The 26,634-nt window shown below is 43.1% G+C and carries 22 protein-coding genes and 2 tRNA genes; 16 read left to right on the forward strand and 8 right to left on the reverse strand.

Annotated features, from left to right (window positions below):
• The first annotated feature begins 337 nt into the window (after positions 1-337).
• Both I3249_RS11100 and I3249_RS11105 read left to right on the forward strand, forming a co-directional pair.
• Positions 338-1,621: an NAD(P)/FAD-dependent oxidoreductase gene (locus tag I3249_RS11100; protein ID WP_238070000.1), complete on the forward strand. Its 1,284-nt coding sequence runs from the start codon at positions 338-340 to the stop codon at positions 1,619-1,621.
• Between the two features lie 165 nt (positions 1,622-1,786).
• Entirely contained in the window at positions 1,787-2,752 is a 966-nt protein-coding gene (locus tag I3249_RS11105) for a pirin family protein (RefSeq protein WP_238070001.1), read from the forward strand.
• A 106-nt stretch (positions 2,753-2,858) separates the two neighbouring features.
• Here I3249_RS11105 and I3249_RS11110 read toward each other — a convergent pair whose 3' ends face one another.
• Positions 2,859-3,962 carry an alkene reductase gene (locus I3249_RS11110; RefSeq protein WP_058024390.1) on the reverse strand — a complete coding sequence of 368 codons (1,104 nt, stop codon included), beginning with the start codon at positions 3,960-3,962 and terminating at the stop codon, positions 2,859-2,861.
• A gap of 241 nt (positions 3,963-4,203) precedes the next feature.
• Entirely contained in the window at positions 4,204-5,133 is a 930-nt protein-coding gene (locus I3249_RS11115) for a DMT family transporter (RefSeq protein WP_101205127.1), read from the reverse strand.
• Positions 5,134-5,738: 605 nt separating this feature from the next.
• Between I3249_RS11115 and I3249_RS11120 the strand changes: the two genes are divergently transcribed.
• The gene (locus tag I3249_RS11120; RefSeq protein ID WP_101205128.1) at positions 5,739-6,152 is read left to right on the forward strand and encodes a hypothetical protein; all 414 of its coding nucleotides are present in this window, start codon (positions 5,739-5,741) and stop codon (positions 6,150-6,152) included.
• Positions 6,153-6,222: 70 nt separating this feature from the next.
• On the opposite strand, the gene I3249_RS11125 is transcribed toward I3249_RS11120, so the two are convergent.
• The gene (locus I3249_RS11125; protein WP_238070002.1) at positions 6,223-6,813 is read right to left on the reverse strand and encodes a hypothetical protein; all 591 of its coding nucleotides are present in this window, start codon (positions 6,811-6,813) and stop codon (positions 6,223-6,225) included.
• A 229-nt stretch (positions 6,814-7,042) separates the two neighbouring features.
• On the opposite strand from I3249_RS11125, the gene I3249_RS11130 reads away from it, so the two are divergent.
• From I3249_RS11130 to I3249_RS11140, 3 genes are all read left to right on the forward strand, one after another.
• The gene (locus I3249_RS11130) at positions 7,043-8,047 is read left to right on the forward strand and encodes a lipoate--protein ligase (protein WP_238070003.1); all 1,005 of its coding nucleotides are present in this window, start codon (positions 7,043-7,045) and stop codon (positions 8,045-8,047) included.
• 209 nt (positions 8,048-8,256) lie between these two features.
• On the forward strand, positions 8,257-8,673 hold the full coding sequence (locus tag I3249_RS11135; protein WP_238070004.1) for a VOC family protein: 417 nt from the start codon (positions 8,257-8,259) through the stop codon (positions 8,671-8,673).
• A 129-nt stretch (positions 8,674-8,802) separates the two neighbouring features.
• Positions 8,803-9,570, forward strand: coding sequence for a lysozyme inhibitor LprI family protein (locus I3249_RS11140; protein ID WP_238070005.1), 768 nt, complete (start codon positions 8,803-8,805; stop codon positions 9,568-9,570).
• A 135-nt stretch (positions 9,571-9,705) separates the two neighbouring features.
• Here I3249_RS11140 and I3249_RS11145 read toward each other — a convergent pair whose 3' ends face one another.
• Complete coding sequence (locus I3249_RS11145; RefSeq protein ID WP_238070006.1) at positions 9,706-11,841, reverse strand: NADPH-dependent 2,4-dienoyl-CoA reductase; 2,136 nt, start codon at positions 11,839-11,841, stop codon at positions 9,706-9,708.
• Positions 11,842-12,244: 403 nt separating this feature from the next.
• On the opposite strand from I3249_RS11145, the gene I3249_RS11150 reads away from it, so the two are divergent.
• Positions 12,245-13,909 carry an AMP-binding protein gene (locus tag I3249_RS11150; RefSeq protein WP_238070007.1) on the forward strand — a complete coding sequence of 555 codons (1,665 nt, stop codon included), beginning with the start codon at positions 12,245-12,247 and terminating at the stop codon, positions 13,907-13,909.
• Positions 13,910-14,116: 207 nt separating this feature from the next.
• On the opposite strand, the gene I3249_RS11155 is transcribed toward I3249_RS11150, so the two are convergent.
• From I3249_RS11155 to hemA, 4 genes are all read right to left on the reverse strand, one after another.
• Entirely contained in the window at positions 14,117-14,536 is a 420-nt protein-coding gene (locus tag I3249_RS11155; RefSeq protein WP_238070008.1) for a DUF6691 family protein, read from the reverse strand.
• 98 nt (positions 14,537-14,634) lie between these two features.
• Positions 14,635-15,072: a YeeE/YedE family protein gene (locus tag I3249_RS11160; RefSeq protein ID WP_238070009.1), complete on the reverse strand. Its 438-nt coding sequence runs from the start codon at positions 15,070-15,072 to the stop codon at positions 14,635-14,637.
• Between the two features lie 234 nt (positions 15,073-15,306).
• Positions 15,307-16,443: an aminotransferase class V-fold PLP-dependent enzyme gene (locus I3249_RS11165; protein ID WP_238070010.1), complete on the reverse strand. Its 1,137-nt coding sequence runs from the start codon at positions 16,441-16,443 to the stop codon at positions 15,307-15,309.
• A gap of 362 nt (positions 16,444-16,805) precedes the next feature.
• Positions 16,806-18,233, reverse strand: coding sequence for a glutamyl-tRNA reductase (gene hemA / locus I3249_RS11170; protein ID WP_238070011.1), 1,428 nt, complete (start codon positions 18,231-18,233; stop codon positions 16,806-16,808).
• A 689-nt stretch (positions 18,234-18,922) separates the two neighbouring features.
• Here hemA and I3249_RS11175 point away from each other — a divergent pair.
• The 9 genes from I3249_RS11175 to panD all read left to right on the forward strand — a co-directional run bounded on the left by I3249_RS11175 (position 18,923) and on the right by panD (position 26,583).
• Positions 18,923-20,740, forward strand: coding sequence for a tetratricopeptide repeat protein (locus I3249_RS11175; RefSeq protein ID WP_238070012.1), 1,818 nt, complete (start codon positions 18,923-18,925; stop codon positions 20,738-20,740).
• Between the two features lie 191 nt (positions 20,741-20,931).
• Entirely contained in the window at positions 20,932-21,564 is a 633-nt protein-coding gene (gene lolB, locus I3249_RS11180; protein WP_238070013.1) for a lipoprotein insertase outer membrane protein LolB, read from the forward strand.
• A 90-nt stretch (positions 21,565-21,654) separates the two neighbouring features.
• Positions 21,655-22,620, forward strand: a complete 966-nt coding sequence (ispE, locus tag I3249_RS11185) for a 4-(cytidine 5'-diphospho)-2-C-methyl-D-erythritol kinase (RefSeq protein ID WP_238070014.1) — start codon at positions 21,655-21,657, stop codon at positions 22,618-22,620.
• A gap of 167 nt (positions 22,621-22,787) precedes the next feature.
• A tRNA-Gln gene (locus tag I3249_RS11190) sits at positions 22,788-22,863 on the forward strand.
• A gap of 240 nt (positions 22,864-23,103) precedes the next feature.
• Positions 23,104-23,179, forward strand: a tRNA-Gln gene (locus tag I3249_RS11195).
• A gap of 109 nt (positions 23,180-23,288) precedes the next feature.
• Complete coding sequence (locus I3249_RS11200; RefSeq protein ID WP_057758042.1) at positions 23,289-24,236, forward strand: ribose-phosphate pyrophosphokinase; 948 nt, start codon at positions 23,289-23,291, stop codon at positions 24,234-24,236.
• A gap of 428 nt (positions 24,237-24,664) precedes the next feature.
• Complete coding sequence (locus I3249_RS11205) at positions 24,665-25,345, forward strand: 50S ribosomal protein L25/general stress protein Ctc (RefSeq protein WP_057758040.1); 681 nt, start codon at positions 24,665-24,667, stop codon at positions 25,343-25,345.
• Between the two features lie 175 nt (positions 25,346-25,520).
• Positions 25,521-26,102, forward strand: a complete 582-nt coding sequence (pth, locus tag I3249_RS11210; RefSeq protein ID WP_101205142.1) for an aminoacyl-tRNA hydrolase — start codon at positions 25,521-25,523, stop codon at positions 26,100-26,102.
• Positions 26,103-26,202: 100 nt separating this feature from the next.
• On the forward strand, positions 26,203-26,583 hold the full coding sequence (panD, locus tag I3249_RS11215) for an aspartate 1-decarboxylase (RefSeq protein WP_010196068.1): 381 nt from the start codon (positions 26,203-26,205) through the stop codon (positions 26,581-26,583).
• The last annotated feature ends 51 nt before the right edge of the window (positions 26,584-26,634 follow it).

The raw sequence follows: 26,634 nt of genomic DNA on the forward strand, positions 1-26,634 counted from the left end.
TTCTTGGTCGAAAACAATAGATTAGTGAGGTGCTCTTCTTTTTTCAATCACTTTCGAAGTTGAGAGTGGGGTAATTATATTAGTACTTATACTGGTACGTATAATGCTATTTATAGGGGCAGCTATCATAACGATAGTACTAAAATGACAGCTGGTTGTGATCACACGGTAACAGCGTATGGCTTAGGGCATTTAATCCTTGTAACCTTTAGTGAAATATGGACAATAGCTACACTAAACATACTGCTTCATTTAACAAAATGTCAGCCGCGTTTTTAATAAAAACAATGCTTGGCCTGGTTATACTTTTTTCACCCCATCGTTTTACGAGACCGCAATGACTAATCAACGCAATGCACAAAACCATACTCACTATGATGTCGTTATTATTGGTGCTGGCGCTTCAGGGTTGTACTGTGCACTGACTGCCGGACGGCGCGGTCGCCGCGTATTGGTTTTGGATCATGCCAATAAAGCTGGTAAAAAGATTTTGATGTCAGGTGGTGGTCGCTGCAACTTCACCAATTACTTTGTAGAGCCTGAGCACTTTATTGGTGCCAATCCCCACTTCTGCAAATCAGCGCTAAGTCGTTACCCAAGTTGGGAGTTTATCGGCATGGTAGAGTCGCATAAGATTGCCTACCATGAACGCGAACACGGTCAGCTGTTCTGTGACGACTCGGCACAAGATATCTTGTCTATGCTCCTAGATGAATGCACGGCTGTAGGCGTACAAGTAAAGCTTAATGCTCAGATTGATCATGTCAAAACTGCTGCTCATGATAAAGGCGAACGCTTTTATCTAACGACGAGCAAAAAGCTTGGTAAAAAAGACATTGCGAACGGCACTCAATCTTCGCAAACAGGCTATAGCTGTGAGTCTTTAGTCATCGCCACTGGTGGACTATCTATCCCGACCATGGGAGCAAGTGGTATCGGCTATGAGTTGGCGCAGCAGTTCGGGCATACTCTTGTGCCAACTGACGCTAGCCTTGTACCCTTTACCTTCACTGACAAAACAGGCGAGCTTATCCGTGCTTTGGCTGGTATCAGTTTGCCAGTTATTGCCAGTAATGAGCGTATCTCTTTTAAATTACCTGTCCTATTTACCCATCGTGGTCTCTCTGGCCCTGCCATGCTACAGCTCTCCAACTATTGGCAGACTGGGGAAACCATCAGTATCAATTTGTTGCCTGAAATAGACGTCACTGAGCTTTTACTTGCTCGCAAAAAGTCACATCCACGCCAGCTTATTCGTACCGTATTGGCAGAAAACACAGATAATGCATTACCCAAGAAGCTATTAGCAGCACTACAGACGCATCTGTGGGAAGACATCAAAGATACGGAGCTTGCTAATATTAAAGACGAACGTCTCACAGAGCTTGGTATTACCCTTAATGGTTGGCAGCTCAAACCTTCTGGCACGGAAGGCTACCGTACCGCTGAGGTCACACGCGGCGGCGTCAAAACTGATGAGGTTTCTTCAAAAACGATGCAAAGCAATTTACAAGACGGCTTATACTTTATCGGTGAAGTGCTTGATGTGACCGGCTGGCTTGGTGGTTATAATTTTCAGTGGGCATGGGCAAGTGGTTTTGTGAGTGGTGAGACCGTCTAATCATGGACACTTATAAGTGTTTAACATTTGCTTAATCGCTGCTGACAGCACTAGGAATGAAATAGTAATAAAAACTCATACAATCCACTCTTATATTCATAGTAGTATTACTTAATAATAGCTTTTCTATTGATAGTAATTCTAATCAGACTAATAAGGTGACCCATGCGTTCAATTAAACACATTCACGGTGAAAAAGAGTCGCACTGGGTAGGTGACGGCTTTTTTGTAAAAACTCTGATCAGTCATTTAGATGACAATCCAGACCTTAATTATAGCCATACTGATCCTTTCTTATTATTAGATTATGCCAAGCCAACAACGTTTTCACCCAATCCCTCTTATAAAATGCAGCCACATGGCGTTGGTCAACACCCACATAAAGGTTTTGAAACTGTCACCATTGCTTATGCAGGTGAGATTAGTCATGTAGATTCGACAGGTGGGCGCGGTGATATTTTAGAAGGTGATGTACAGTGGATGACTGCTGGTCGCGGTATTCTGCACGAAGAGTTCCACTCTGAAGCCTTTGGGCAACGTGGTGGTATATTTAGTATGGTGCAGTTATGGGTCAACTTGCCAAGCGCCCATAAACTGACCGACCCAAAATACCAATCTATCAAACGTGCTGATATGCCTATCGTTGATCTGATAGACAATAGCGACGAGCAAACTGTCATTGGCCAAGCTGCCATTATTGCCGGTGACTGGCATGGGATAGCGGGAGCAGCAACGACCTTTACGCCAGTCAATATGTGGGATATTGAGCTACATACAGCAGGTACAACCACGCTACAAGTACCGAAAACGCACAATACCCTACTCCTGGTACAAGAAGGTCAAATATTGGTCAACGGTACAGCCGTCAGCGCAGGCAGCCTAATTGAATTTTCAGCGCCTATTCGAAATCATGTAGGCACTCAATCTGAACATTCATCATTACCTGCTACTGATACTATCGAATTGACCTACCCTGCAACTACCGATGAAGACACACCTATCAAATTGCTACTGCTAAGCGGCGAGCCAATCGGTGAACCTATCGCAGGTCACGGCCCCTTTGTGATGAATACCCAAGATGAGCTACGACAAACGTTCCGTGATTATCAAACAGGCAACTTCGGCAAATAATCAAAATCTCTGCGTAAAAAAAAGCCCTCTAACTATCGATAGTCAAAGGGCTTTTTTATAACGCGTTTGTCTGCCTATTCAGTGATACTGACGGATGGATAATTGCTTACACTTCATTCATAAACGGATAATCAGTGTAGCCAACCGTGCTGCCACCATAGAAGCTCTCTGGATGCTGCTCGTTGAGCGGTGCGCCCTCTTGAATACGTTCAGCGAGATCAGGGTTGGCAATATAATCACGACCGAATGCTACCGCATCGATATAGCCTGCTTTGATGTTCTTCTCAGCTTTGTCCGCATCATAGCCACCCGCCGCGATGATGGTCTGATCGAACGCATCACGGACACGCTGACGGAACTCATCGCTATACGGCGTACCACCTGCCCAATCTGGCTCTGACAGATGCAAATACATTAGACCACGCTTATTGATTTGTTCAATCAGCCAAATGTTATCGTCTTCTTCGTAGCCTCCCTCAACATTGTTGAATGTGCCCAGTGGCGAGATACGAATACCAATATGATCTGCATCCCAAGCATCCACACATGCATCGATAACATCTAAGGTCAGACGCGCGCGGTTTTCGCGGCTGCCACCGTATTCATCGTCACGCTGATTGGTATGCTCGGCCCAAAACTGATGCAGCAAATAACCATGCGCGCCATGAATCTCAATACCATCAAACCCCGCTTCCTGCGCGCACTTGGTTGCATGCGCAAAGTCAGTAACCACTTGCTGAATCTCATCAAGACTGGCTGGGCGCGGCGGCGTGGCATCCGCGCGAATGGCTTGGTTGTCACTATCACGCAATGAGGTACGGATACCTACATCGACATCTGAGGCTGAAATTGGCGCACGGCGTTCAGGTTGTACGCTTTCATGTGAGACAAGTCCTGTGTGCCATAGCTGGACGACGATCTTGCCACCTTTGGCATGGACATTGTCAACGATGGCTTTCCATGCAGTGACTTGATCTTGAGTATGTAGCCCTGGTGCGCCTGCATAGCCTTTTGCTTGAAACGATACTTGCGTTGCCTCAGTGATGACAAGGCCCGCCCCTGCACGCTGCGAGTAGTACTCTGCTGCCCATGTGATAGGGACATCGCCTGGCTCAACGGCACGCAGACGTGTCAGTGGGGCCATCATAATGCGGTTTTTTAGCGTTTGTGTGCCCATTTTTACAGGCTCAAATAAAATATCGTGTGCCATGATCTGTCCTATTGGTTATTGTCGCTATTTATGATCTTTAGTTATAGCAACCATCATTCATACTGATTATTATCGAATGCTGTTTAGAAAAACTTATAATATCATTAGTAAATCTACGTTTATCGCCTATATTTATAGGGGATAGATTTCATTATTCCAAGCAATATTTACAAACAGATACAACAATATTCACCTATACAAATCTTCATATCTGTTTACTACGAAGACTGTTTACTAAGCCTTAAATACTGTTCGTCTGGGTCTTATCTTTTGGCTTTAGCATTTTCTTAATTGATAGCTCTAATGACAGATATGTGCCGATCAATATCACAATCGAACCAATGATAGCTTGTATATTTAGCGCCTCGCCAAGCAATAGATAGCCCAAAATAATCGCAAAAATTGGAATGACTAACGTGATACTCGTGGCACGCGTTGGCCCAATATTTTTAATAAGCTGATTCATAAAAATAAGGGCAATGGCGGTCGAAAATACCCCGATACAGATCACTGATACCCACGCCTTTATGCTGATATCTTTGCCATAAGGGAACTCATTAAAAGCCACAGGCAGCATAATGATACTACCGATAATGAGCGAGCCTGCGGTGATAGCGACTGGCGATACTTCGTACAGATAGTTTTTAGTGATGTTGGCCCCAAGCGCATAACCTACACAAGCTAATAGCGCGTAGCCCATCGGCAATAGACCTTCGACCAATCCTTTGCCTGGCTCGCCGCCACCAAACAAGCTTTCGCTCATCAGTATGATTACCCCAATCACCCCAATGACCAAACCGAGTGCTTGTTTTTTCGATAGCCTATCTTTAAAGAAGACTCTAGCGATAAAACCACTCATCATCGGTACAGAAGCATTTAGCACGGCTAGCACGCCTGCGTTCACTGACTGCGCGGAAAATGAGAACAACACAAAAGGCAGCGCTGCCGAAAACAAGCCAACGAGCGCTAGCATTTTCCAATGCTCCTTGATGCCGACTCTGTTTTTCTTATTGAGCAATACAAAGACCAACATAACCAATCCGGCGAATATCACACGCAAGCTGGCGAATGCCAATGAGCCAAACTCAGGCACGCCAATACGATAAAAAACGAAAGAAAGTGACCACATAAAAGAGAGCGTCACAAAGATGATGAGGTCACGGTTGGTCATTGGGTAATCCTATTAAGCGCTTAGACTGCGTTTACCAACTCGTGTCGGTCATAATCGTCTGATGCGTTGTAAAAATTATCATGTGATTAAAAACTCATGATGATAACTTTTTAATTGTTTGATGGGTAATTTTTTATAAAGTTTATAGTGAGTTTTTATCCACTTATTGATTTTTTTAGCACAGTTTTAAGGTTTTCACCTTTTTGATAATCTGTAAATTTGGACAAACCCCTTTTATTGAGCACCATACAGTAAGCAGCGCCTATCCTATATTTCTTATACTTTAGCCTATTCCAGCACCTTTCTATTCACATACTAAAGAACTCCAAAGTCACCCTTAAGTAAGTCATCCGTTCAATACCTATAAAAACAGATCCACGGTCATAGTAAATCCTGCTTATAGCACTACCCTATAACAGCTACTCTTAATAATACTGTTGTTAAAAGTAGCTCTGATAAATCAATTCAAGATTTTCTCAAAATATATTAGTTGATATTTGTTCACTAATTTTCTACTATCTAAAAGGTATTGGTTAGTATTTGGCAATACAAAAAATAGATGGCAAACATCATTAGTAGGATTTATAAATTATTGAGGAATGATTATGAAAAGGATAGCGTTATTTATCGGTATGATGTCAGTTGCAACGGCAGGTTTTTGCGGGGTTGGTCAGTTCTCAGATGAGACCACTTGCTATGTTTATAAACAAGATAAACTGCAAAAAAAGCTAAACTGTCAGTATGAGGGCGCTGAGGGTGCAGCGATGAGTTATAGTTTTAGACAGGTCTCCTATAATCTGCCAGGGTTTGGCAAAATGGCAACCTCTACCAGTGCAAACTATAATGACCGTAATGAAGTGACTGGATGGACGACTACCGTCAATGACGAGCCCGCGATCATCAGATATCGTCTGCCAACCAATCAGCGTATCGTCAGTGATGCCTATGCGCAGTCTGGTAAAGCAGTTATGCAATGTTATCTTAGTACAAAATCGCAGTGGGAGATTTGTGCTAAATAGTAGTTGTGAGGGCTGACAATGACTAATGACCAATGAGACGTGCAAGATATCTGACATTTATAGACGAGATTCAAACCTCTTCTGAACCTAATTTCTTAATAGCCTTATCAATATTTTGTAATTGCTCATTGGTTTTTATTAGAGTTTCTGAGATTTTTCTATCCCAGTTCAAGTCAGAAATATCTGTCTGATAGAATGCTTCAACAAAAATTTGAGATGAACTATCTAACTCCTTAAATCGAAACTTAGAATTTGCTCTTTTGTATTGAGCCTTGACTACAATGTTGTCTCTACCAATATATTTTTTTAATCCTCCATATTGGCCCCAAGTAATAATTATTTTTTGACTCGGAGCTAAATAAGGTATTCCGGTTGTTATAGGACCAGAACTCATTGCCTTTGGCATATCATCAGGCTCTTTTATACCGAACGCTTTTTCAGGTAATTCCCTTGATGTCTTAAAACTTATATTTTCTGCTGGGCCTTTACCTATGTTTTCAATAATTAGAATTATAACTGATGGGCGTTTCTTATCTGTATCAGCGTAAACTATAACTTCTGGATCAGTTGATGAGCGATATACAGCATAAGTAATAATAGTCGACGCTGTTGCTATCAACGCCATAAATACAGATACCCAATTCACCCATTCTATTTGCATGAAAATATTTCCAAAAAGCTAACGTTAGTAGGTCAGGCCCAATTTTTAACTACTTTACCAGTTTGTTAAGCTATAAATCTTAGTTTTTAAAAATATGCTCAACGTCTTCAAATTGTAAAATCAACTTCCCTGTTGGACAGCCATTGAATTACAACCGTGCATCGGTAAGAATGATGCTACCTATTTATAAAACCTGCTCACTAACCCCGTTTATTAAAGAGTCAAATACATGAAACTGCGCATCCTGAAATCTGCTGTGACCAATCCTTGGTTTAATCTTGCCACCGAGGATTGGATATTTAATACACTCAATCCCGACTCACATACCCTATTTTTATGGCGTAACTCTGAGACCGTGGTTATTGGACGCTCACAAAATCCATGGGTAGAGTGCAAAACCGATAAGATGGAAGCAGACGATGTATTTTTAGCGCGGCGTCAGAGTGGCGGCGGTGCTGTGTTCCATGATTTGGGTAATACCAATTTTACTTTTTTATCGCCCAGTGATGCTTACGACCAAGAAGCAAACTTCACTATCATCATCAATGCACTTAAAAAACTCGGCATAGACGCCACGCTGTCTGGTCGTAACGATATGCAGGTCGGCGACCGCAAAATATCGGGCAGCGCATTTAGACATGCAGCCGATCGCAGCTTTCATCATGGCACATTGCTGGTCAATGCCAATATGCAAAAGCTTGGTGATTATCTGAATCCGCATCCACTAAAGCTCAAAGCAAAAGGCATCAAATCTGTGCGCGCTCGCGTGGCAAACTTGGTAGATTTTAATGAGGCTATCAATCACGAAACCTTGTCTGATACGATTATCGAAGCGTTTTGTGAATATCATGGAGAGACTGCACAGGTCGAGCAATTAGATGAAGCCAGCCTTGCTAAGCAACCGACGCTAAACGCTTACTATCAGCAGATGGCAGACTGGGATTGGCGCTTTGGTAAAACGCCTGAGTTCACCCATCATATCGAGACACGCTTTGATTGGGGCATGATGGATGTGCATATAGATGTAAAGCAAGCCATAATTACCGAAGTTGTCATCTTCTCTGATGCGCTAAATGTTGAGCTTATCGACCTGCTTAGAAAGACATTAACTGGTATTAGATATAACAAGAAAGAGATTCAAGCTAAACTCGATGAGTTAGCAATAGCGCAACCTGAGTTGGCAGCGCAAGTTAGTGATTTTGAGCAGTGGTTAGTTGGTGAGATGGAAGGTTAGATTTTGCGACGTCAGATTTAATATAGCAAGTATTATAGAGTGTGCTGCTTACACTGCTTGATAAAAAGCTACTGACACAAATGCGCTGTATATAGTTAATGGTATTGATATCACACGTACGCCATCTTAGATTTTGTATATTAATGATGCATAAAAAGCACCCTGCCATTACTCCATTTTTTATTAATAATCAATATTAAGGTATTTTCATGAAGTACTTACATGCAATGATTAGAACCAACAAACTAGAAGAAACGTTATTTTTCTATTGTGACCTTATGGGCTTACAACTGCTAAGAAAGAGAGACTCTGAATCAGGCAGATTCAGCTTATATTTTTTAGCAACGCATGAGGGTGCACCAGAAATTGAGGTGACACACAACTGGGATGAAAAAGAGTATACCAATGGCGATAATTTTGGGCACTTTGCCTTTAGAGTCGACAACATATACGCACAGTGCGACACCTTTATACAGGCAGGGGTCGAGATATTAAGACCACCTAGAGATGGCCATATGGCTTTTGTTAAAGACCCCAATAATATCTCAATTGAGTTGCTACAAAGTGGCGAAGACCTAGAGTCTATTGAGCCTTGGATTTCGATGGAAAATATTGGCAGTTGGTAGGTGAGTGAGGCTAACTAGTTGGGCTAGGATGGATGGACTGATTCGTTTTTTGTAGAAAGTGATGATGACACATATATCACAGTGGTAGCTTTCTTAAAATACAATCAAGCTCTAAAAAATGAGGGTAATATGAAAAAGTTATGCATCACTACAATCGGTATTTTAGGCACTTGCCTACTCTCCACTTATGCAAATGCAGCAAGTTTTGACTGCAACAAAGCTGCTAGCTGGGTAGAAAAAACCGTCTGTGATAGTCCTGAGCTTTCTAAGCTTGATGACGCAATGGTGAAGAAATATAAAATCAATCTTGGCGCTGCTCCTGACTATGAAGACAGCAAAGCTTTTAAAGATAGGTTCATTGCGAATCAACGCACATGGCTTACGTTTCAGCGTAATACCTGTAAAAGTGAAGAATGTCTGATACGTGAATATAAAGAATATATCGAAGAGCAAAGCAGTTACGGTGTGGCTTGGAATTTTTCAGATGAGTTAAGTCCTTCTGATTTACCGAGTAAAAGTGCCTTTGGTAAGTTTTCTCAAACCTCTCAAATCTCAATATACAATTCAGGTACTCAACGCTGGGAGGATACAGGAGAGGCGAAAAACACGGTATCGATTCATAGTGTCGCTAATAAACCTTACCTTTCTATTATCGAGGGCGTTTTGATTTTTACCAATGCTCATACTTGTGATTTAGGAGAGAGTAAGGCCGTATGGTCACAGAATCATTGGGTCATTAATGATGAACAGTCAAACAAAGATGTTGAGCTACGTTTATATCCAGCATTTTATAAAGGTAGGACCCAGTTGTTATTGAGAGACATTGATAACCAGTATAGAGAACTACATTGTGGTATGCGAGGGTATTTTGACGGGATTATATTAGAACGAGAGTAAGTAAGCAGAATACTTTTACCTTTGAAAAAACTTTGAAAGAATCTGAGTCTATATTATAAGAATCCAAATTTGTTAAACCAAAAAACGGCAGAAGATAATATCCCTGCCGCCTCTTAATTACTTTCTGTCTAACGATTAAATCCCTGCCGCAACCTCTGCACCATCACGAATCGCACGTTTGGCATCTAGTTCAGCTGCTAGCTTAGCACCGCCGATTAGATGGTATTGCGCGTCTGGTGCATCACCCACATTTGGCATCAGCTCAACGACTGATTCTTGACCGGCACAGACAACGACGCTATCAACGCGTAATAACTGGCTTTGACCTTGTGGGTTAGTTACCCAGATGCCTTCGTTGGTGATTTTGTCATATTGCACGCCAGCGACTTGGATGACGCCGTGAGATTTGATATGCGCACGATGTACCCAGCCTGAGGTTTTGTTCAGACCACTGCCCAGACGGCCTTTGCTACGCTGCATTAAATACACTTGGCGAATTGGTTTGATCGCAGCTGGTCTGACCAGACCACCATCATTTTGATAGTCGGTATCATTGGTCACGCCCCACTCTTCGCGCCACTCGCTGATAGACTGCGGCTCAGGGCGATAGCTTGGATCTTTTAGTCCCACAGGGCCAATCTCATCCAGTGACTTACCATGATTAGCCGTTAGATATTCACTTACATCAAAGCCAATACCACCAGCACCGATGACCGCTACTGTGTTACCCACTGCTTTTTCGCCAGACAGCAGCTCAGCATAGCTCATTACTTGTGGCAGCTCAGCCCCTTCGAGCTTACCTTCTAGACTTCTCGGTACGACACCCGTTGCTACGATGACATGATGGAACTTAGCTTTTTCAAGCATTTCCTTATCAACTTTGGTATTCAGTTTAATCTCAACACCCAAATGCTCAAGCTCATTGATATAGTAGCGAATAGTCTCAAAGAACTCTTCTTTACCAGGGATGACTTTAGCGTAGTTAAACTGTCCGCCAAGCACGTCTTTTGCTTCAAACAGAGTCACCTCATGACCACGTAAGGCCGCCACATGAGCCGCTGACATACCAGCGACACCGCCACCGATGACGGCGACTTTTTTCGGTTTTTTGGTTTTTTTATAGACCAGTTCAGTCTCATAACAGGCTTGCGGATTGACCAAACAAGTCGAGCGTTTGTTTTCGAACGTATGGTCGAGGCAGGCTTGGTTACAAGCGATACAGGTGTTAATACGATCTGTCTGTCCGTTTTTGGCTTTATTAACCCAGTGCGCATCAGCCAAGAATGGACGTGCCATCTGAATCATATCTGCTTGACCAGTCGCAACGATTTCTTCTGCTGTTTCTGGCATGTTGATACGGTTGGCTGCCATCATCGGGATACTAATATGCTTTTTGATTTCAGCGGTGAAATCAACAAAAGCGGCTCGTGGCACGCTAGTCACGATAGTCGGCACACGCGCCTCATGCCAGCCGATGCCCGTATTCATGATGGTTACACCCGCTTCTTCTAGTGCCTTAGCCACGGTGATGACTTCATCCATGACGTTACCGTCTTTGACTAAATCAATCACTGATAGGCGGAATAGAATAATAAAGTCTTCGCCAGTCGCCGCACGTACCGCTTTGACCACGTCGACAGCGAACTTCATACGTCCGTGAATATCACCACCATAAATGTCTTTACGCTTATTCACATGACTTGATAAAAACTGGTTGAGTAGATAACCCTCAGAGCCCATGATTTCGACGCCATCATAGCCTGCTTGCTTGGCAAGTTTGGCTGAGCGAGCATAATCTTTTACCGTCTGCTCGATGTTTTTGATGCTCATCTTACGCGGTTTGAACGGTGAGATTGGTGACTTAATCGGACTAGAGGATACGGCAAATGGATGATAACCATAGCGACCACTGTGCAATATCTGCATGATGATTTTGCTGTCATGCTTATGCACAGCACGGGTGACGCGCTGGTGATTGATAACATCAGCTTTAGTATTCATCGTTCCGCCAGCAGGCAACAACCAACCTTCACGATTGGGCGAGATGCCGCCAGTGATCATCATTGCCACGCCGCCCTTGGCACGTTCTGCAAAATACGCCGCCAACTTGCCATAATTATAAAAACGGTCTTCAAGCCCAGTATGCATCGAGCCCATAACCATACGGTTTTTTAGCGTAGTAAAGCCCAAATCTAGCGGCTCAAATAAATGCGGATAGTGTTCATTGGTGCTAGCGGTTTGGATCGTATTGGCACTATGGCTGGCAGACATATCATTTTCCTTATGAATAGTTTATGAGGCTACTTCTTAAAAACGGCTTTTTAGAATTAGTGGGTCTAAGGGGTTTAGCATCTTCAATATCGTAACACACCGCGATTATTGTCAGCTATGCAGACAAGCGACTGATGAGTGAGCACTATATTAATTGCTATAACGAGCAGGACTGTGTATCAGGCTGTACTGTGGCATATGGTTAAGCAAACACCACAAAACCCAGCCAACTTTTGAGGTAGATTATATACCGTTAGCTTAATATCATTGAGAGATTAGACTAAGATATAAATCGATAAATATCGACTTATACCTATAATTTCTATGCTAGATTATTGTACTAAAGAACATACTGACGTTAATGTACTGACGCATTATAGAAATACGATAAAGGACTATCATCATGACAGATTTCCATACAGGTCTTGGCAAAAACGCCGCCAACCATCAACCACTTACCCCTATTGACTTCATCATTCGCAGCGCTCAAGTTTATCCCAATAAGACTGCCATCATTTATGACGACCTAGAACAAAACGGCCTCACTCAGACATGGCAACAGACCTATACCCGCTGTCGCCAATTGGCTGATGGTCTGCGCAAATTGGGCATCGATAAAAACGACACCGTAGCCGTGATGCTACCGAACACGCCAGCGATGGTCGAATGCGCCTTTGGTGTGCCGATGTCAGGCGGCGTACTCTGCACCTTAAACACCCGCCTTGATATTAATGCACTTACCTTTTGTTTGCAGCATTCCGAAGCAAAGGTTTTAATTTTAGATAGCGAATTTGCTGAGCATGCTGAAATCATCAATGAGACTTTTCCAGACTTAATCGTCATTCACTCAACGGACAAGGCTGTCGATGTCGAGCGTTTTGGGCTCATGAGTTATGAAGCATTGGTAGCCAGCTCAGACAGTTTGGATAATTGGGAGATGCCGAAAGATGAGTGGGACGCTATTGCACTCAATTATACCTCTGGCACGACAGGCAAGCCCAAAGGCGTGGTCTATCACCATCGCGGCGCAACTCTCAATGCTATCTCTAATATTTTAGATTGGGATATGCCCAAACACCCGATGTACCTATGGACGCTACCACTGTTTCACTGCAACGGTTGGTGTTTTCCGTGGACCATCGCTGAACGTGCTGGGGTCAATGTATGCTTGAGAAAAATTGATGCTGATTTGATATTGCAGCTGATTGCTAAGCATCAAGTTAGTCACTACTGCTCTGCACCGGTCGTACATAATATGATTGCTGGCGGCAAACCTGAGTATAAAGACGCTATCAACCATACGGTCAAAGGCTGGGTCGCTGGTGCACCGCCGTCCGAAACCATGCTGGCTGCGATGGAAGCAATGGGCTTTCATATCTCGCATGTCTACGGTCTCACTGAAGTATATGGTCCAGTGACGGTCTGCGCTGAGCAGGAAGAATGGAATGAGCTTGATGTGGCCACACGCGCCCAAAAGAAATCACGTCAAGGCATGACTTCTCACTTGATGGCAGGGTTTGAGGTATTTAAGCAAGGTACGACTGAACCAGTCGCTGCTGACGGAGAAGAGATGGGTGAGCTGGCACTGCGTGGCAATATGGTGATGAAAGGCTATCTAAAAAGCCGCAAGGCTACCGAAGAGGCTTTCGCTGATGGCTGGTTCCGCACGGGTGATTTGGGTATTAAGTACCCTGATGGTTATATCAAAATCATGGACAGACTAAAAGATATCATCATTTCAGGCGGTGAGAACATCTCTAGTATCGAGGTAGAAAACGTCTTGTATAAACTACCTGCGATTGAGAGCTGTGCCGTCGTCGCCGCGCCACATGATAAATGGGGCGAAGTCCCCGTTGCCTTTATCGAGATTCACGCCGGTAGTACTCTGCAACGTGATACGGTGATGGATCATTGTAGTCAGCACCTAGCAGGTTTTAAAGTGCCAAAATATATTGTCTTTGCAGAAATACCTAAGACCAGTACCGGTAAAGTTCAAAAGTTTGAGCTACGCCAAGCGGCTAAATCATTGGCACACGAAACGCCAAAAGTAACTGCCAGTGCTAAATGATCTGACAATATATTAAATCCTGTCACAAATTAATATTCATAAAAAAGGTCAATCACGTATAAGTGACTGACCTTTTTTTGAGCGCTCGTCTATTTATACTATAGTTGGTTCAATATAATTTTGAGACAAGGAAGCTAAGTGAAAGTACTACAAATAGTAGACTAAGCGAGGCTGACACCGTATCCAATTTATAGAGAACTAACTATATCAGCCAAGCTTAGGCTCAAGCCATTGATAGACTAGCATCCCTATAATCATGGCAGGGATAAAGACATAGGCTTGCCACTCACCAGTACCGAGCAATACAATTCCTGGTCCTGGACAGATACCAACCAGCCCCCAGCCGATACCGAACAACATCGCACCGATAAGCAATTTTTTATTAATGACAGTTTTGCTTGGCATATCAATCGGTGTGCCGATCCAGCTGCTTTGTTGACGCTTTGCTAATCGCACACCGAAGAAAGCGACGATCAAGCCACCGCCCATCACAAGAGCAAGGGAGATATCCCATGCACCAAATACGTCCAAAAACCCTTGTACCTTTACAGGATCGGTCATACCTGACACCAGTAGTCCAAGTCCAAACAGCAGTCCTGCTAACAATCCGATTATATTTTTTAGCATCGTCGTATCTCGCTATTATTATCTTTTATTAACCATCATATATCGTTCGCGCGTTAGCCCAGCTATCAACCTTCATCTGGCAATCTGCCATGAATTCGCTATAGCAGGCCTAGCACGTGACGACCGATATAAACGGTCGCAATTCCAAACAGCATAAAGGTGACGGTCGCTGCCAATGACCGTGGAGACAGCCGTGCGTTACCGCAAATACCATGCCCACTCGTGCATCCTGAACCTAAACGCGTGCCGAAGCCGACCAATAACCCTGCACCAATCAATAATGGCACGGAAGTACTGATAGCTACCTCAGGTAGCGGTCTTGCCAACTGATATAGCAGTGGTGAGATGACCAGACCCAGTATAAACAGCACCTGCCACATCTCTACACGCTTGGGTTTTAGTAGGCTTGAAAAGATGCCACTGATACCTGCTATACGGCCGATACCCAGCAGTAAGATAACCGTCGCTACGCCTAGCATTAGACCTCCTACCAAGGAGATCGGCGTAAATGCTTGCCAGTCTATTTGTATGCTCATAACGGACTACCTAATTAAGTTTATTAAATACGTACTTGAGTATTAATTTATAAAAATACATTATATTATAAAATATAATAAAAAGGTAAAAAAATACTGAACCTAGCATGACAATAATGGTTCAGTATTTTTTATAACTGTTAAGATAGTACTGCAAAGGCTTTAAAAAGGGCAGTGAAAAAACTTAATAAGCTATCCTATTACTATCTTTATCAGCCCTCTTAATTGGTATCTTTACTGGCTCAGCACTTTATTAAGTGCCGTTTCAAAACGCGCTACTGTGCCATCGATATCAGTCAATTTATCCAAGCCAAATAGACCCAAACGGAAAGTTTTGAAATTATCAGGCTCGCCCACTTTTAATGGTACGCCAGCAGCGATTTGCACTCCGATTTCAGCGAACGCGCTACCTTTATGCATGTCATCACGATCAGTATAAGAGACGACAACGCCAGGTGCTTTAAAACCTTCAGCAGCGACGCTCTCAACGCCCTTGGCTTCTAGTACTTCGCGGATACGTTTGCCAAGTGCCCACTGCGCGTCACACAATTTATCAAAACCGATTGCTTTGGCTTCATTCACAGCATCACGGAACTGACGTAAGCTGTCTGTCGGCATAGTCGCATGGTACGCATGACCGCCATTTTCGTAAGCACGCATGATATTTAACCATTGCTTTAGGTCGATACTAAAACTATCAGATTCAGTACTGTCTACTTTTTTGACAGCAGCGTCGCTTAACATGACCAAACCAGCGCCCGGTGTACTGCTCCAGCCTTTTTGCGGTGCGCTAATCAGCACATCGATGCCCAATGCTTTCATATCTAGCCATACACAGCCTGAAGCGATGCAATCAATGACTAACAATCCGCCGACGCTATGCACAGCTTCGCTCAACGCTTTGATATAGTCATCTGATAAGATGATGCCCGATGAGGTTTCGACATGCGGCGCAAATACCACTGCTGGCTTTTCTTCTTTAATTTTGGCTACGGCAACGTCGATATCGACTGGGGAGAACGGCTTTGGCGACTCACTATCATCAGCACGATTGGCCGTGAGCACTGTAGATGACTTGGCGATTTTGCCTTTTTCTAAGATTTGCGTCCAACGATAACTAAACCAACCATTACGAATGATGAGGCAATCTTCGTCATTTGCCAGTTGACGCGCGACCGCTTCCATACCATAAGTACCAGAACCCGGTACGATCACCACGGCATCCGCGTTGTAGACAGATTTTAGATCACTAGATAAGTCATTCATCACTTGCTGAAAGGCTTTTGACATATGGTTTAGCGCACGATCAGTGTAGACCACTGAATACTCTAATAAGCCGTTTGGATCGATATCTTGACGTAATGCAGGCATGGAACACTCCTAGTATATGATTAGATAATATGCGACATGGATTAGATAGCACTATAATCAAGTACTATTATTTTTGATGGTGAGATCTTGCGCTGTCTAGAGATGCATTATTTTTAAACAAACAAAAAACAACGGACACTGATGAGGTCTACTAACGTGAAGTTAATATATTTGTAGTCATATTACGAGCAAACACCAGCACATATCTTGACCTAAGCCATCCATGAGAGCTTGATATTAGCACTGATACTGAAGGTTGACAACGATACGCTCAGGCAACGATATGACTTGCGCTATCGAGCATTTATTGGTAGGTATTGATTGATTGATAAGTTTTGATTTATAAAGCCACGATGAAAGCATCAATGCCCTCGATGAGCATCTTGTAGTCCTGACACTACGAAGTCTAGCAACTCACTATCGCCTTCACGTGCGGCTTTGCGCATCAGTTTCGATGGTGCATGGGTCAATGTTTGAGTCAGACGTCGCGATAGCTCAGTGATGATGTATTCTGGACTGACATCGTCTTGTTGCAGCTTAGCAATAGATTCATGCAGCAGCTTATCCACCTGACCTTGAGTACACGCGCGGTACTGCTGAATGTCTTTGCCGACTTGGCGAACCTGAAAGCGGCGATCTATCTCGACCACCAATTGACTCACTAACAGTTCAGCATCTACTGCGGCTTGGCGACGCTGTTCGATATTACCTGCAATGACATGCTGCAAATCATCGACAGAGTACAGATAAACATCATCAATACGGCTAATGGTCGAATCGATATCGCGCGGTACGGCCAGATCTATCATAAGCATTGGCTGATAACGGCGACGTTTTAGCGCTTGTATGGTCATTGTCTTATCAATCAACAAATCCATACTGCCACTACAACTACTAACGATATCGGCTTCCGCCAATACTTGCGGTAACTCTTGTAAGGGTCTAACGTCTACGCGGCGATTAGGGCCACGTAGCTCAGCCGCTAATGCTTCGGCACGTTCGGGATTACGGTTACAGATAATGACTCGTCCGACCCCTAACCCTGCGATATGAGTGGCAACTAAGCGATTCATCTCACCTGCCGCAACGACCAGTAAAGTACGACTGGGTAAATCATCAAATATCTGAGTGACCAGTTTAGCTGCGGCAAAGCTAAGCGATACGGCCTGTGCGCCAACCTGCGTCTCATTACGCACTCGTTTGGCAGCAGCGAATACTTGATCGATGATCCAGCCGAGCTGATTGCTGAGTACTTTTTGGTCTTGAGCCAGATGCACAGAGTTTTTGATTTGCCCGAGAATCTGCGGCTCGCCCAGTATCATAGAATCGAGACCAGCCGCTACTCTTAACCAATGAGTCAATGCATGGGTATCACGATGTACATAGAGATAAGGATCAATATCAACGAGTGGCAATTGCTTGAAGTCAGCCAGCCACGTTTTGATTTTGGTAATATGCGCACTAATCGCAGCAGACGAGATATTCATGCTACTACTAAAAGCATTGTTGGATAAAGTATTATTAGATGATGAATGGCCAGCAGCTTTGACATCCTGTATATCGGATGATTGTGAGTCAGACAATTGGCTATTAGCATGATGCGACGTTGAAGTGTGCGGCACTAGCGCATAGATTTCGGTGCGGTTACAAGTAGAGACGATCACGCTACCATCAGTAAAGGCTTCTATTTGTTTGAGTGCGACATTTACATCGTCACCCACAAGCGCCAAGCGCTCTCGCAGAGCGACTGGTGCAGTTTTGTGATTGACCCCAATGACCACTAATCTCATTATCGATAGACCATAAACATGACGCTCAGTTGCCCCTTACGCTATTTTATTATTTTTAAAAGACAGTTTTTGACGACAGCGCTAAAAAGGAAGACCCTAAAAACCGCCTATTATATCATTATTGCGGGCTTTAATTAACACTCACCCATCTATGATAACCATATCTCTGTATCTGGTCGCAAATGTAACAAATCAACTACTCATACGATTTATAAAATCAATAGCTGGGTTTTGACTTATGGTCAATAATATAATGTTAAATCATTCGCTTACTCTATCTTAACTTGTTATATTTCTATAATATTCAGTTCGACAGACCTATCTATATTTAATTATCTTCAGTATCGTTCTTTGGCAACGTACTCGCTACTAGTAGCATATTCATACGGTCAGACATGCCAATATCTGAGTAACACGGATGCTATTGTTTATCTCATCGGTCTACTCTTATAATGTTTGTCATGGGTATATATTGCCAATATTTAACTTAAAATGATTAAAACAAACTTGCCTTATCTGTGTAGGTAAACCATGGGCGAATACGGCTATCTATGATTTTTTTTGGGTCATTACTTCGGTCACCACATCCCTATAACGAACACTCTAGCTTCCGTGCTTTATTGCATGTCGCTATTGAGCGCCTGTGTCAACGGTATAAGCTAGCGTTGTCTCTAGCTGTGTGCCTGTGTTTGGCAGCCCCTGTTCATGCTAGCCATCCCGATGTATTGCTAGAAACAAAAATTCCTAAAGTATCCGTTGCTACCGATAATAAGGCAGCTGCCAATAAGGTAACTGCCGATAAACCAAATGATGATAGTGCTGCGATTGATACACCTTATAATGAAGATACGCTCACCATAGAAAACGTAAAAAACATTAATGGCCTAGCGCCAGCCAGCTTATGGCAGCCTGAGCTTAGTGAACCAAGCTTGTACGCTCTACTGGATGCCGAATTTGCTGCTGATCGCGACGACAAACGACGTGCAGTCTCTATTTATAAGCAACAGTCTTTTAAAGAAGATGCAACAGCCGTGTTTGAGAGAGCGCTTAGCCTTTCTTTGCGTAACGAAAGGGTTGAAGACTCATTACAATTTGCCAAGACATGGCAAGACCAAAACCCTGACCACGTGCCTGCATGGTTTTATGTCGCGCATTTGGCCTTACGTGCCCACGACTACATATTAGCGGGTGAAACTTTAAACCGCATCTTGCGCTATGATCCACGCGCAGACTTAAGTGAAATTCTCATAGGTATTTACCCAAATAATGATGATGACAAACGTGAGCTTCTTGCCGCGTTGCAGCCACTAGATAGCGAGCAAAATGCCTCATTGTCAGTGTTAAAAGCAGGTTTACTCTATCAGTTTAAAGAACCTGAAGTCGCTATTGTTCATATTAATCGAGCGCTAGAGCGTCAGCCAGACTACGTGCCCTTTATTACGTTAAAAGCCGATATATTGCGTAAAATCGTGACCGCAGAAACCGTCATCAATTATGTCAGTCAAGCTCGTCTACGTAATCCTGATAGCAAAAGCTTATATTTATATGAGATTCGCTATCTATTAGATTTAAAGCAAAGCGAACAAGCTTGGAAGTTACTACTTGAAGCACATAGCCGTTTCAGTGATGATTCTGAGATTACTCTGCTCGCAGCCTTAGTGAGCTTGGATATTGAAGAATATGCTAGTGCCGATGAGCTACTCAATATGCTTGCCAAGAGTCCAGCTTATCTTGATCAAGCCTATTACTATCTGGGTATCAGTGCTGAGCGTCAGCAGTTGTTTGATCAAGCCAAATACTATCTCAATGGCGTCATGCAAGAGGATTTGGTATTAGAAGCGCGTAGAAAGGTAGTGGCGTTTGAATTACTCGATAACGATGTCGATGGGGCAATCGCGACGTTAGAGAAGCTGCGCAAAGACTTCACGGTATTCGCACCTGACACTTTTGTCATGCAAGCCGATATCTTGTGGCAACAAAACGAATCTGATGAAGCACTGCGTCTACTAACCCGTGCCGCTCGTAAATATCCTGATAATGAGATGCTACTCTTTGCGCGGGCTCAGCTGTTAGATGACAAAGAAGACTATGTCGTTAAGCGCACCTTGCTCAATCATTTGCAGGCATTAGATCCTAGCAACTTGTCCTATCAGTTGAGCTATGCACAGTTACTGTTGGCAAATGAGCGCAGCTCAGAGCAAGGTCTAGCGCTAGCTACCGCAATTATCCAGATTCGCTATGATGACCCACGTTATGATAACGACCTACATCTGCAAGCCCTAAATGTCTTGGCAGGCAATGCATTAGCCGAAGAAAACTATCAGCAGGTTATCGACTATCTACAGACACCTTATGATGTGCTACCAACTCTGCGCTCAGGCACGCTGTTATTGCGCGCCTATCAAGGCTTAGGTAACAATGACAAAGTTGAGGCATTACTCGCAGATTTGCAGCAGCGCTTCTCATTTGGACAGCACAATATCAATGACCGCATACAGCTGTATTAATAGCGCTGATTTTGGATATGCTTTTTGGGTTTTGCGATTACAGAGATATGATAGTTGATAAGGTTTTTATAAATAACGAAGCATTTATAAATTACAAGGTCGTTATAAGAAGCTAACAGCCGTGCATAACCGAGCAACAAATAACGCTTAAGCTAATATCTTTGTTCATCTTTCCATTTTGAGAAACTATTATGTCAGCATTAATCACTTCTTATAAACCAAATAAATTGGCTTTGTTCACTGCTATAACTGCAGCAATGGTCATAACCTCTGGCTGTCAGTCGTTAAAAACGGCCAACGCAACTAACCAACCGACGACGACTATACAAGGCCAAAACGCTGAACAACCAAAAAAGCTAGAGAGCTTCAATATCACGGGCAAGATTGGGGTAACGACGCCTGCGAGTGATTTGACCGGTACCCAAGGCGGTAGTGCATTTTATGCATGGGGTCAGCAAAATGACCGATTTGCCATTGAGCTGATTGGCGCACTTGGTATTGGTAAAACCAACATTGAATACAATGGTCAGACCGCTACTCTAGTTAGCGAAAAGACAGGTACATTGACCGCTGACGATCCTGAAACCTTGCTAAAGAAAGCCACTGGTTGGCAAGCACCAATTTCACAAATGCCTTATTGGATTTCTGGTCGCCCAGCACCTTCAGACAGCGCGCCACAACTGGATGATCAGAGCCGCTTAGTTAGCTCAGTCAATGGTGAGTGGACAGCCAGCTTTACTTATAAAGGTACGGATAAGCTACCTAGTAAAATTAGTGCAGTACAGCCACAAGGCAACAAAGTTGTAATGACGATCAACCATTAATCCATCACTGGTTGATGATATGAACTACGCTAAAAACCATAATTGCTAATCAAGATAGCTGTTTATAACTGCACCTTATGATAAAAAAATATGACTGAAAATATAGCCGCATCATCTGTTTCTACGATTACTCGTATATCACCTGCAAAACTCAATCTGTTTTTGCATATCACTGGTAAACGTACCGACGGCTATCATAATTTGCAAACGGTTTTTCGACTGCTTGACTGGGGCGATTACTTGCATTTTTCGGTCAGTGATGATGCTGTGATTTCTACTATAGATAGTGAATTAAGCGCTAATCAACTCTGTAATCAGCTACTGATATTGGATGGTGCAGAGGCTATTACTACCAGTATAGAAGACAATTTAATTTTCAAAGCGGCACGCGCATTGCTAGCATCTGCCATACAGGCAAACACTTTACCTGAGCAGTTAGCAAAAGTGCATATCACTTTAGATAAGCATTTGCCAATGGGCGCGGGTCTAGGCGGTGGCTCATCTAATGCAGCAACGACTATACTAGTGCTCAATGAGATTTGGCAGCTTAATTTTACCTGTGATGAGCTTATAAAGATTGGCGCGACTGTGGGTGCGGATGTACCTATATTTATCTTTGATCAAGACGCTATTGCAATGGGAATTGGTGAAGAGTTAACTGCCATTGACCTACCTGACCAGCACTATTTAGTACTGACGCCTAACGCTCATGTCAATACCGCTACCCTATTTGCCCATCCCAAGCTACAGCGAGATATCGCACCGCTATCAATACAGACGATTCAAAGTCAGTCTAATTATTACGTTCAAGATTTACTTACACCTTATCATAATGTCTTTACCCCAGTCGTCACAAGCCTCGCTTCTGCTGTTGCAGATGCCTTAAGTTATCTACAGGGGTTAGAAGCGCAAGCATTGAGCACAGCACGAATGACTGGCTCTGGTAGTGCCGTGTTTTTACCTCTAGATGCGAGTGTGGCTACTAACAAAAAACTTGTGGCGAAGTGGATTGCAGATGCGCCTTGTGCGGCATATATCGTTGGAAACTTAAAATAGCACATATAACCTTTAGATTTCTTATCATCTAAATAATGACAACGGTAGGATTGCCTATTTTAATTTGCTAAAATAGCGCCAGCAGTAACCTATGATGAATAAATACCAGAAAAAGCTGCAAATGACTTGCAAAATCTGAAAATTTACTTATAATAGGTCGCCACAATAGGGGTATAGCCAAGTTGGTAAGGCATCAGGTTTTGATCCTGACATCCGTTGGTTCGAGTCCAGCTACCCCTGCCATTTTTTAGTACGAAGCGTTAGAGATACATCGAGTATAAGCGGTTTATAGACAGCCACTTATCTTATTGTCATTGACAACGTTATCCCAGTTTCGGTATAGTTCGCAATGGACACCGCTAGGGAAAAGTTATGTTTTAAACGGTTTATCCGTTTTTTAGATAACTGACAGGTCATGACACCATATTAAGAACGACTACTTAGTCGCTATTATATATCGGTTGTTCATAGCCTAGACATTACAGGGGTATAGCCAAGTTGGTAAGGCATCAGGTTTTGATCCTGACATCCGTTGGTTCGAGTCCAGCTACCCCTGCCATTTTTTACTGTAATAGTATACTTCAACACCTTCACCACTCTTTTCTTAATTTGAGCAGTTTGACACTGCTTAGCGGTCGCTGCTTGAGTCAATCAATAGGACTTCTGTCATGCCTTATTTGGCGATTTTTACGGGTAATGCCCACCCAGAATTAGCAAAAACCGTAGCCGATCATCTTCACATACCTCTTGGTAAAGCTGACATCACGCGTTTTTCTGATGGCGAAATTGCCGTGGAAATCAAAGAACACGTACGTGGTAAAGATGTGTTTATCATGCAGCCTACTTGTGCACCGACCAACGACAACTTGATGGAAATCATGATGATGGCTGACGCTTTGCGTCGCTCTAGTGCTGGCCGTATCACAGCTGTCATGCCGTATTTTGGTTATGCTCGTCAGGATCGTCGTCCACGCTCAGCTCGTGTACCTATCTCGGCTAAAGTGGTCGCTGACATGCTAAACATCGTCAGTATCGATCGCGTAATGACTGTTGATTTGCACTCAGATCAGATTCAAGGTTTCTTCGATATCCCTGTAGATAATATCTACGGCACACCTGTATTGCTAAACGACCTACAAAAGCAAGACTATGACAATATCATGGTTGTTTCACCTGATGTAGGCGGTGTGGTTCGTGCACGTGCGATGGCCAAGCAGTTAGGCGATACTGACATGGCAATTATTGATAAGCGCCGTGCTCGTGCCAATGAGTCACAAGTAATGCACATCATTGGTGATGTTCGTGACCGTGATTGCGTTATCGTTGATGATATGGTCGATACCGCAGGTACATTGTGTAAAGCTGCCGAAGCATTGAAAGAAAATGGTGCACGTCGCGTCTTGGCTTACATCACGCACCCTGTCCTATCAGGTAACGCACTGAAAAACATCAGCGAATCTGCATTGGATGAAGTGGTTGTGACCGATACGATTCCACTATCTGCTGAAGCCAAAGCCTGTAGCAAAATCCGTCAGGTAAGTATTGCACCGATGCTGGCTGAAAGCTTACGCCGTATCAATAACGAAGAATCTATTAGCGCGATGTTTGACGCTTAACCTGATACAGTTATTTTTAAAACAGCCATTGCGGTAATTTTGAATAGCAATGACTATAGTAAGACATCTTGAATAGTTAAAAAACAGAGCGTCAAGTATCTTTACTTGGCGCTTTGTTTTGTGTAGGCGTTTTGCGTAGGTCTTTATTATTGCTACAGAATCACGTATAATGCGCGCCTGTGCTGACCTTTTCGTTGTTTTTATTAGGCTGGCACTATCAAAAGTGCTGATCATGCTTAACAGCAACCATCGTTATAGTAATTATCATTTATCATAGCGAGCGCTGCTATAAGCAAATGGCTAAGCTTAGACATTACGAGGTTTATTCGTAACCATAATATTAGCTATCATCACGTATTAGTGGATTGGTCGCAAATCCACTTTTTTATGACCAGACACTTCATCATTTTTTTTATAGGATTATATCCATGAGCATTAATCATTTTGAACTAAACGCCGTTGATCGTGCTGCTGAACTACAAGGTAAAGGTGCGAGCCGCCGCCTACGTAAGCAGAACCTAGTTCCTGCTATCATCTATGGTGGTAACGAAGAGCCAACAGCTATCTCTATCAAGCTTAACGAACTAGTAAAATCACTAGAATTCGAAGCGTTTTTCTCACACATCTTGACTATCAACGTTGACGGTGAAGAGCATCAAGCAGTTATCAAAGACTTGCAGCGCCATCCAGCTAAAGGCTTCCCAATGCATGCTGATTTCCAGCGCATTGTAAAAGGTCAGAAAATTCACATGAACGTTCCTGTTCATTTCACTGGTCGTGAAGATGCGCCTGGTACTGCTGCTGCTGGTGTACTATCTACTCTAGTATCTGATATCGAAGTTATCTGCTTACCATCACAACTTCCTGAATACCTAGAAGTAGATGTATCTGGCATGGAAATCGGTGATTTGTTCCGTCTATCAGACATCAAACTTCCTGAAGGCGTTGTAATTCATGAGCTTGAGCTAGAAGACGGCCATGACCGTACTATCGTTAACATGCAGCCACCAACAGTAGAAGAAGTTGATGCTGATGCTGACGTTGATGCTGATGAAGTACCAGCAACTGAGCAAAACGACGGTACTGAAGAAAACAAAGACAGCGAGTAATAACTATTTCTAACTAGTGCATTATTTTGTGCTGGTTAGTGATACATTCGTTTAGTCAATAAAACAGCAGGTGATTAAAATCTCCTGCTGTTTTTGTAAGTAAGGTTTGAAAATAAACTGTCTATCAGTACTTCAAACCTTACCCCTATTTATCAAATTCAAGCAGGGTGTTTTTATGGCCATAAAGCTTATTGTCGGTCTTGGTAATCCTGGTCAGCAGTATATGTTTACGCGTCATAATGCAGGATTTTGGTTTGTCCATCATTTGGCTCAGCAGTTTAATATCACGCTCTCCCCTGATAAGAAGTTTCATGGAGTGACAGGGCGTGGGCAGATTCATGGGTCTGATGTGCGTTTACTTATGCCGCTGACGTTTATGAATAAATCTGGTCAGTCAGTGGTGCCTATGGTAAATTTCTATGGCATCAAAAATGATGAATTGTTGATTGCTCATGATGAGCTCGATATTCCAGCTGGTAGTATCAAACTCAAAACAGACGGTGGACATGGTGGTCACAACGGCCTACGTGATATCACGCCGCATATCGGCAATGATTTTCATCGCCTGCGTGTGGGTATCGGCCATCCTGGTCACAAGTCTAAAGTTAGTGGACACGTTCTCTCTAAAGCATCTCCCGATGAGCAGATTGCGATTGATAGCGCGTTGACAGCTGCTTTTGAAGCGCTCCCATTATTGTTAGATGGTGATGTCGAAAAAGCACGTTCACAAATTAATGGCTTTAAATTACCAGAATAATATAGTCGTTCAATGATAATGACCTTTTATTTTGGCAGTTTTATCCCCATTAACCTTTTGATTTAGTTAATTAATATCAGTTACGCCAAGGAACCAACCTATGCTACTTAATATGCTTAAATGCAAATTACACCGTGCCCGTGTTACCCATGCCGAGCTTCACTATGAAGGCTCTTGCGGTATCGACGGCGATCTATTAGATCTTGCTGGTCTACGCGAAAATGAATCTATTGATATCTATAACGTGACCAACGGTAAGCGCTTTCGCACTTATGCTATCCGTGCTGAGGCGGGCTCTGGTATTATCTCATTGAATGGTGCTGCGGCTCATATGGCAGATTTGGGCGATATCGTTATCATTTGTGCTTACGCGCATTTTGATGAAGTTGAAGCGTCAACGTATCAGCCAAAACTGGTCTATTGCAACGAAGACAACACTGTAAAAGACACTGCAAATATCATTCCTGTACAAGTTGCTTAATATGACAGGATGGTGAGGTTTTGGTAAATTTAAGATAAAAACAAAGTTACA

Origin of the sequence: Psychrobacter sp. Ps1, from assembly GCF_022129425.1 — a bacterium.
Lineage (GTDB): Bacteria > Pseudomonadota > Gammaproteobacteria > Pseudomonadales > Moraxellaceae > Psychrobacter.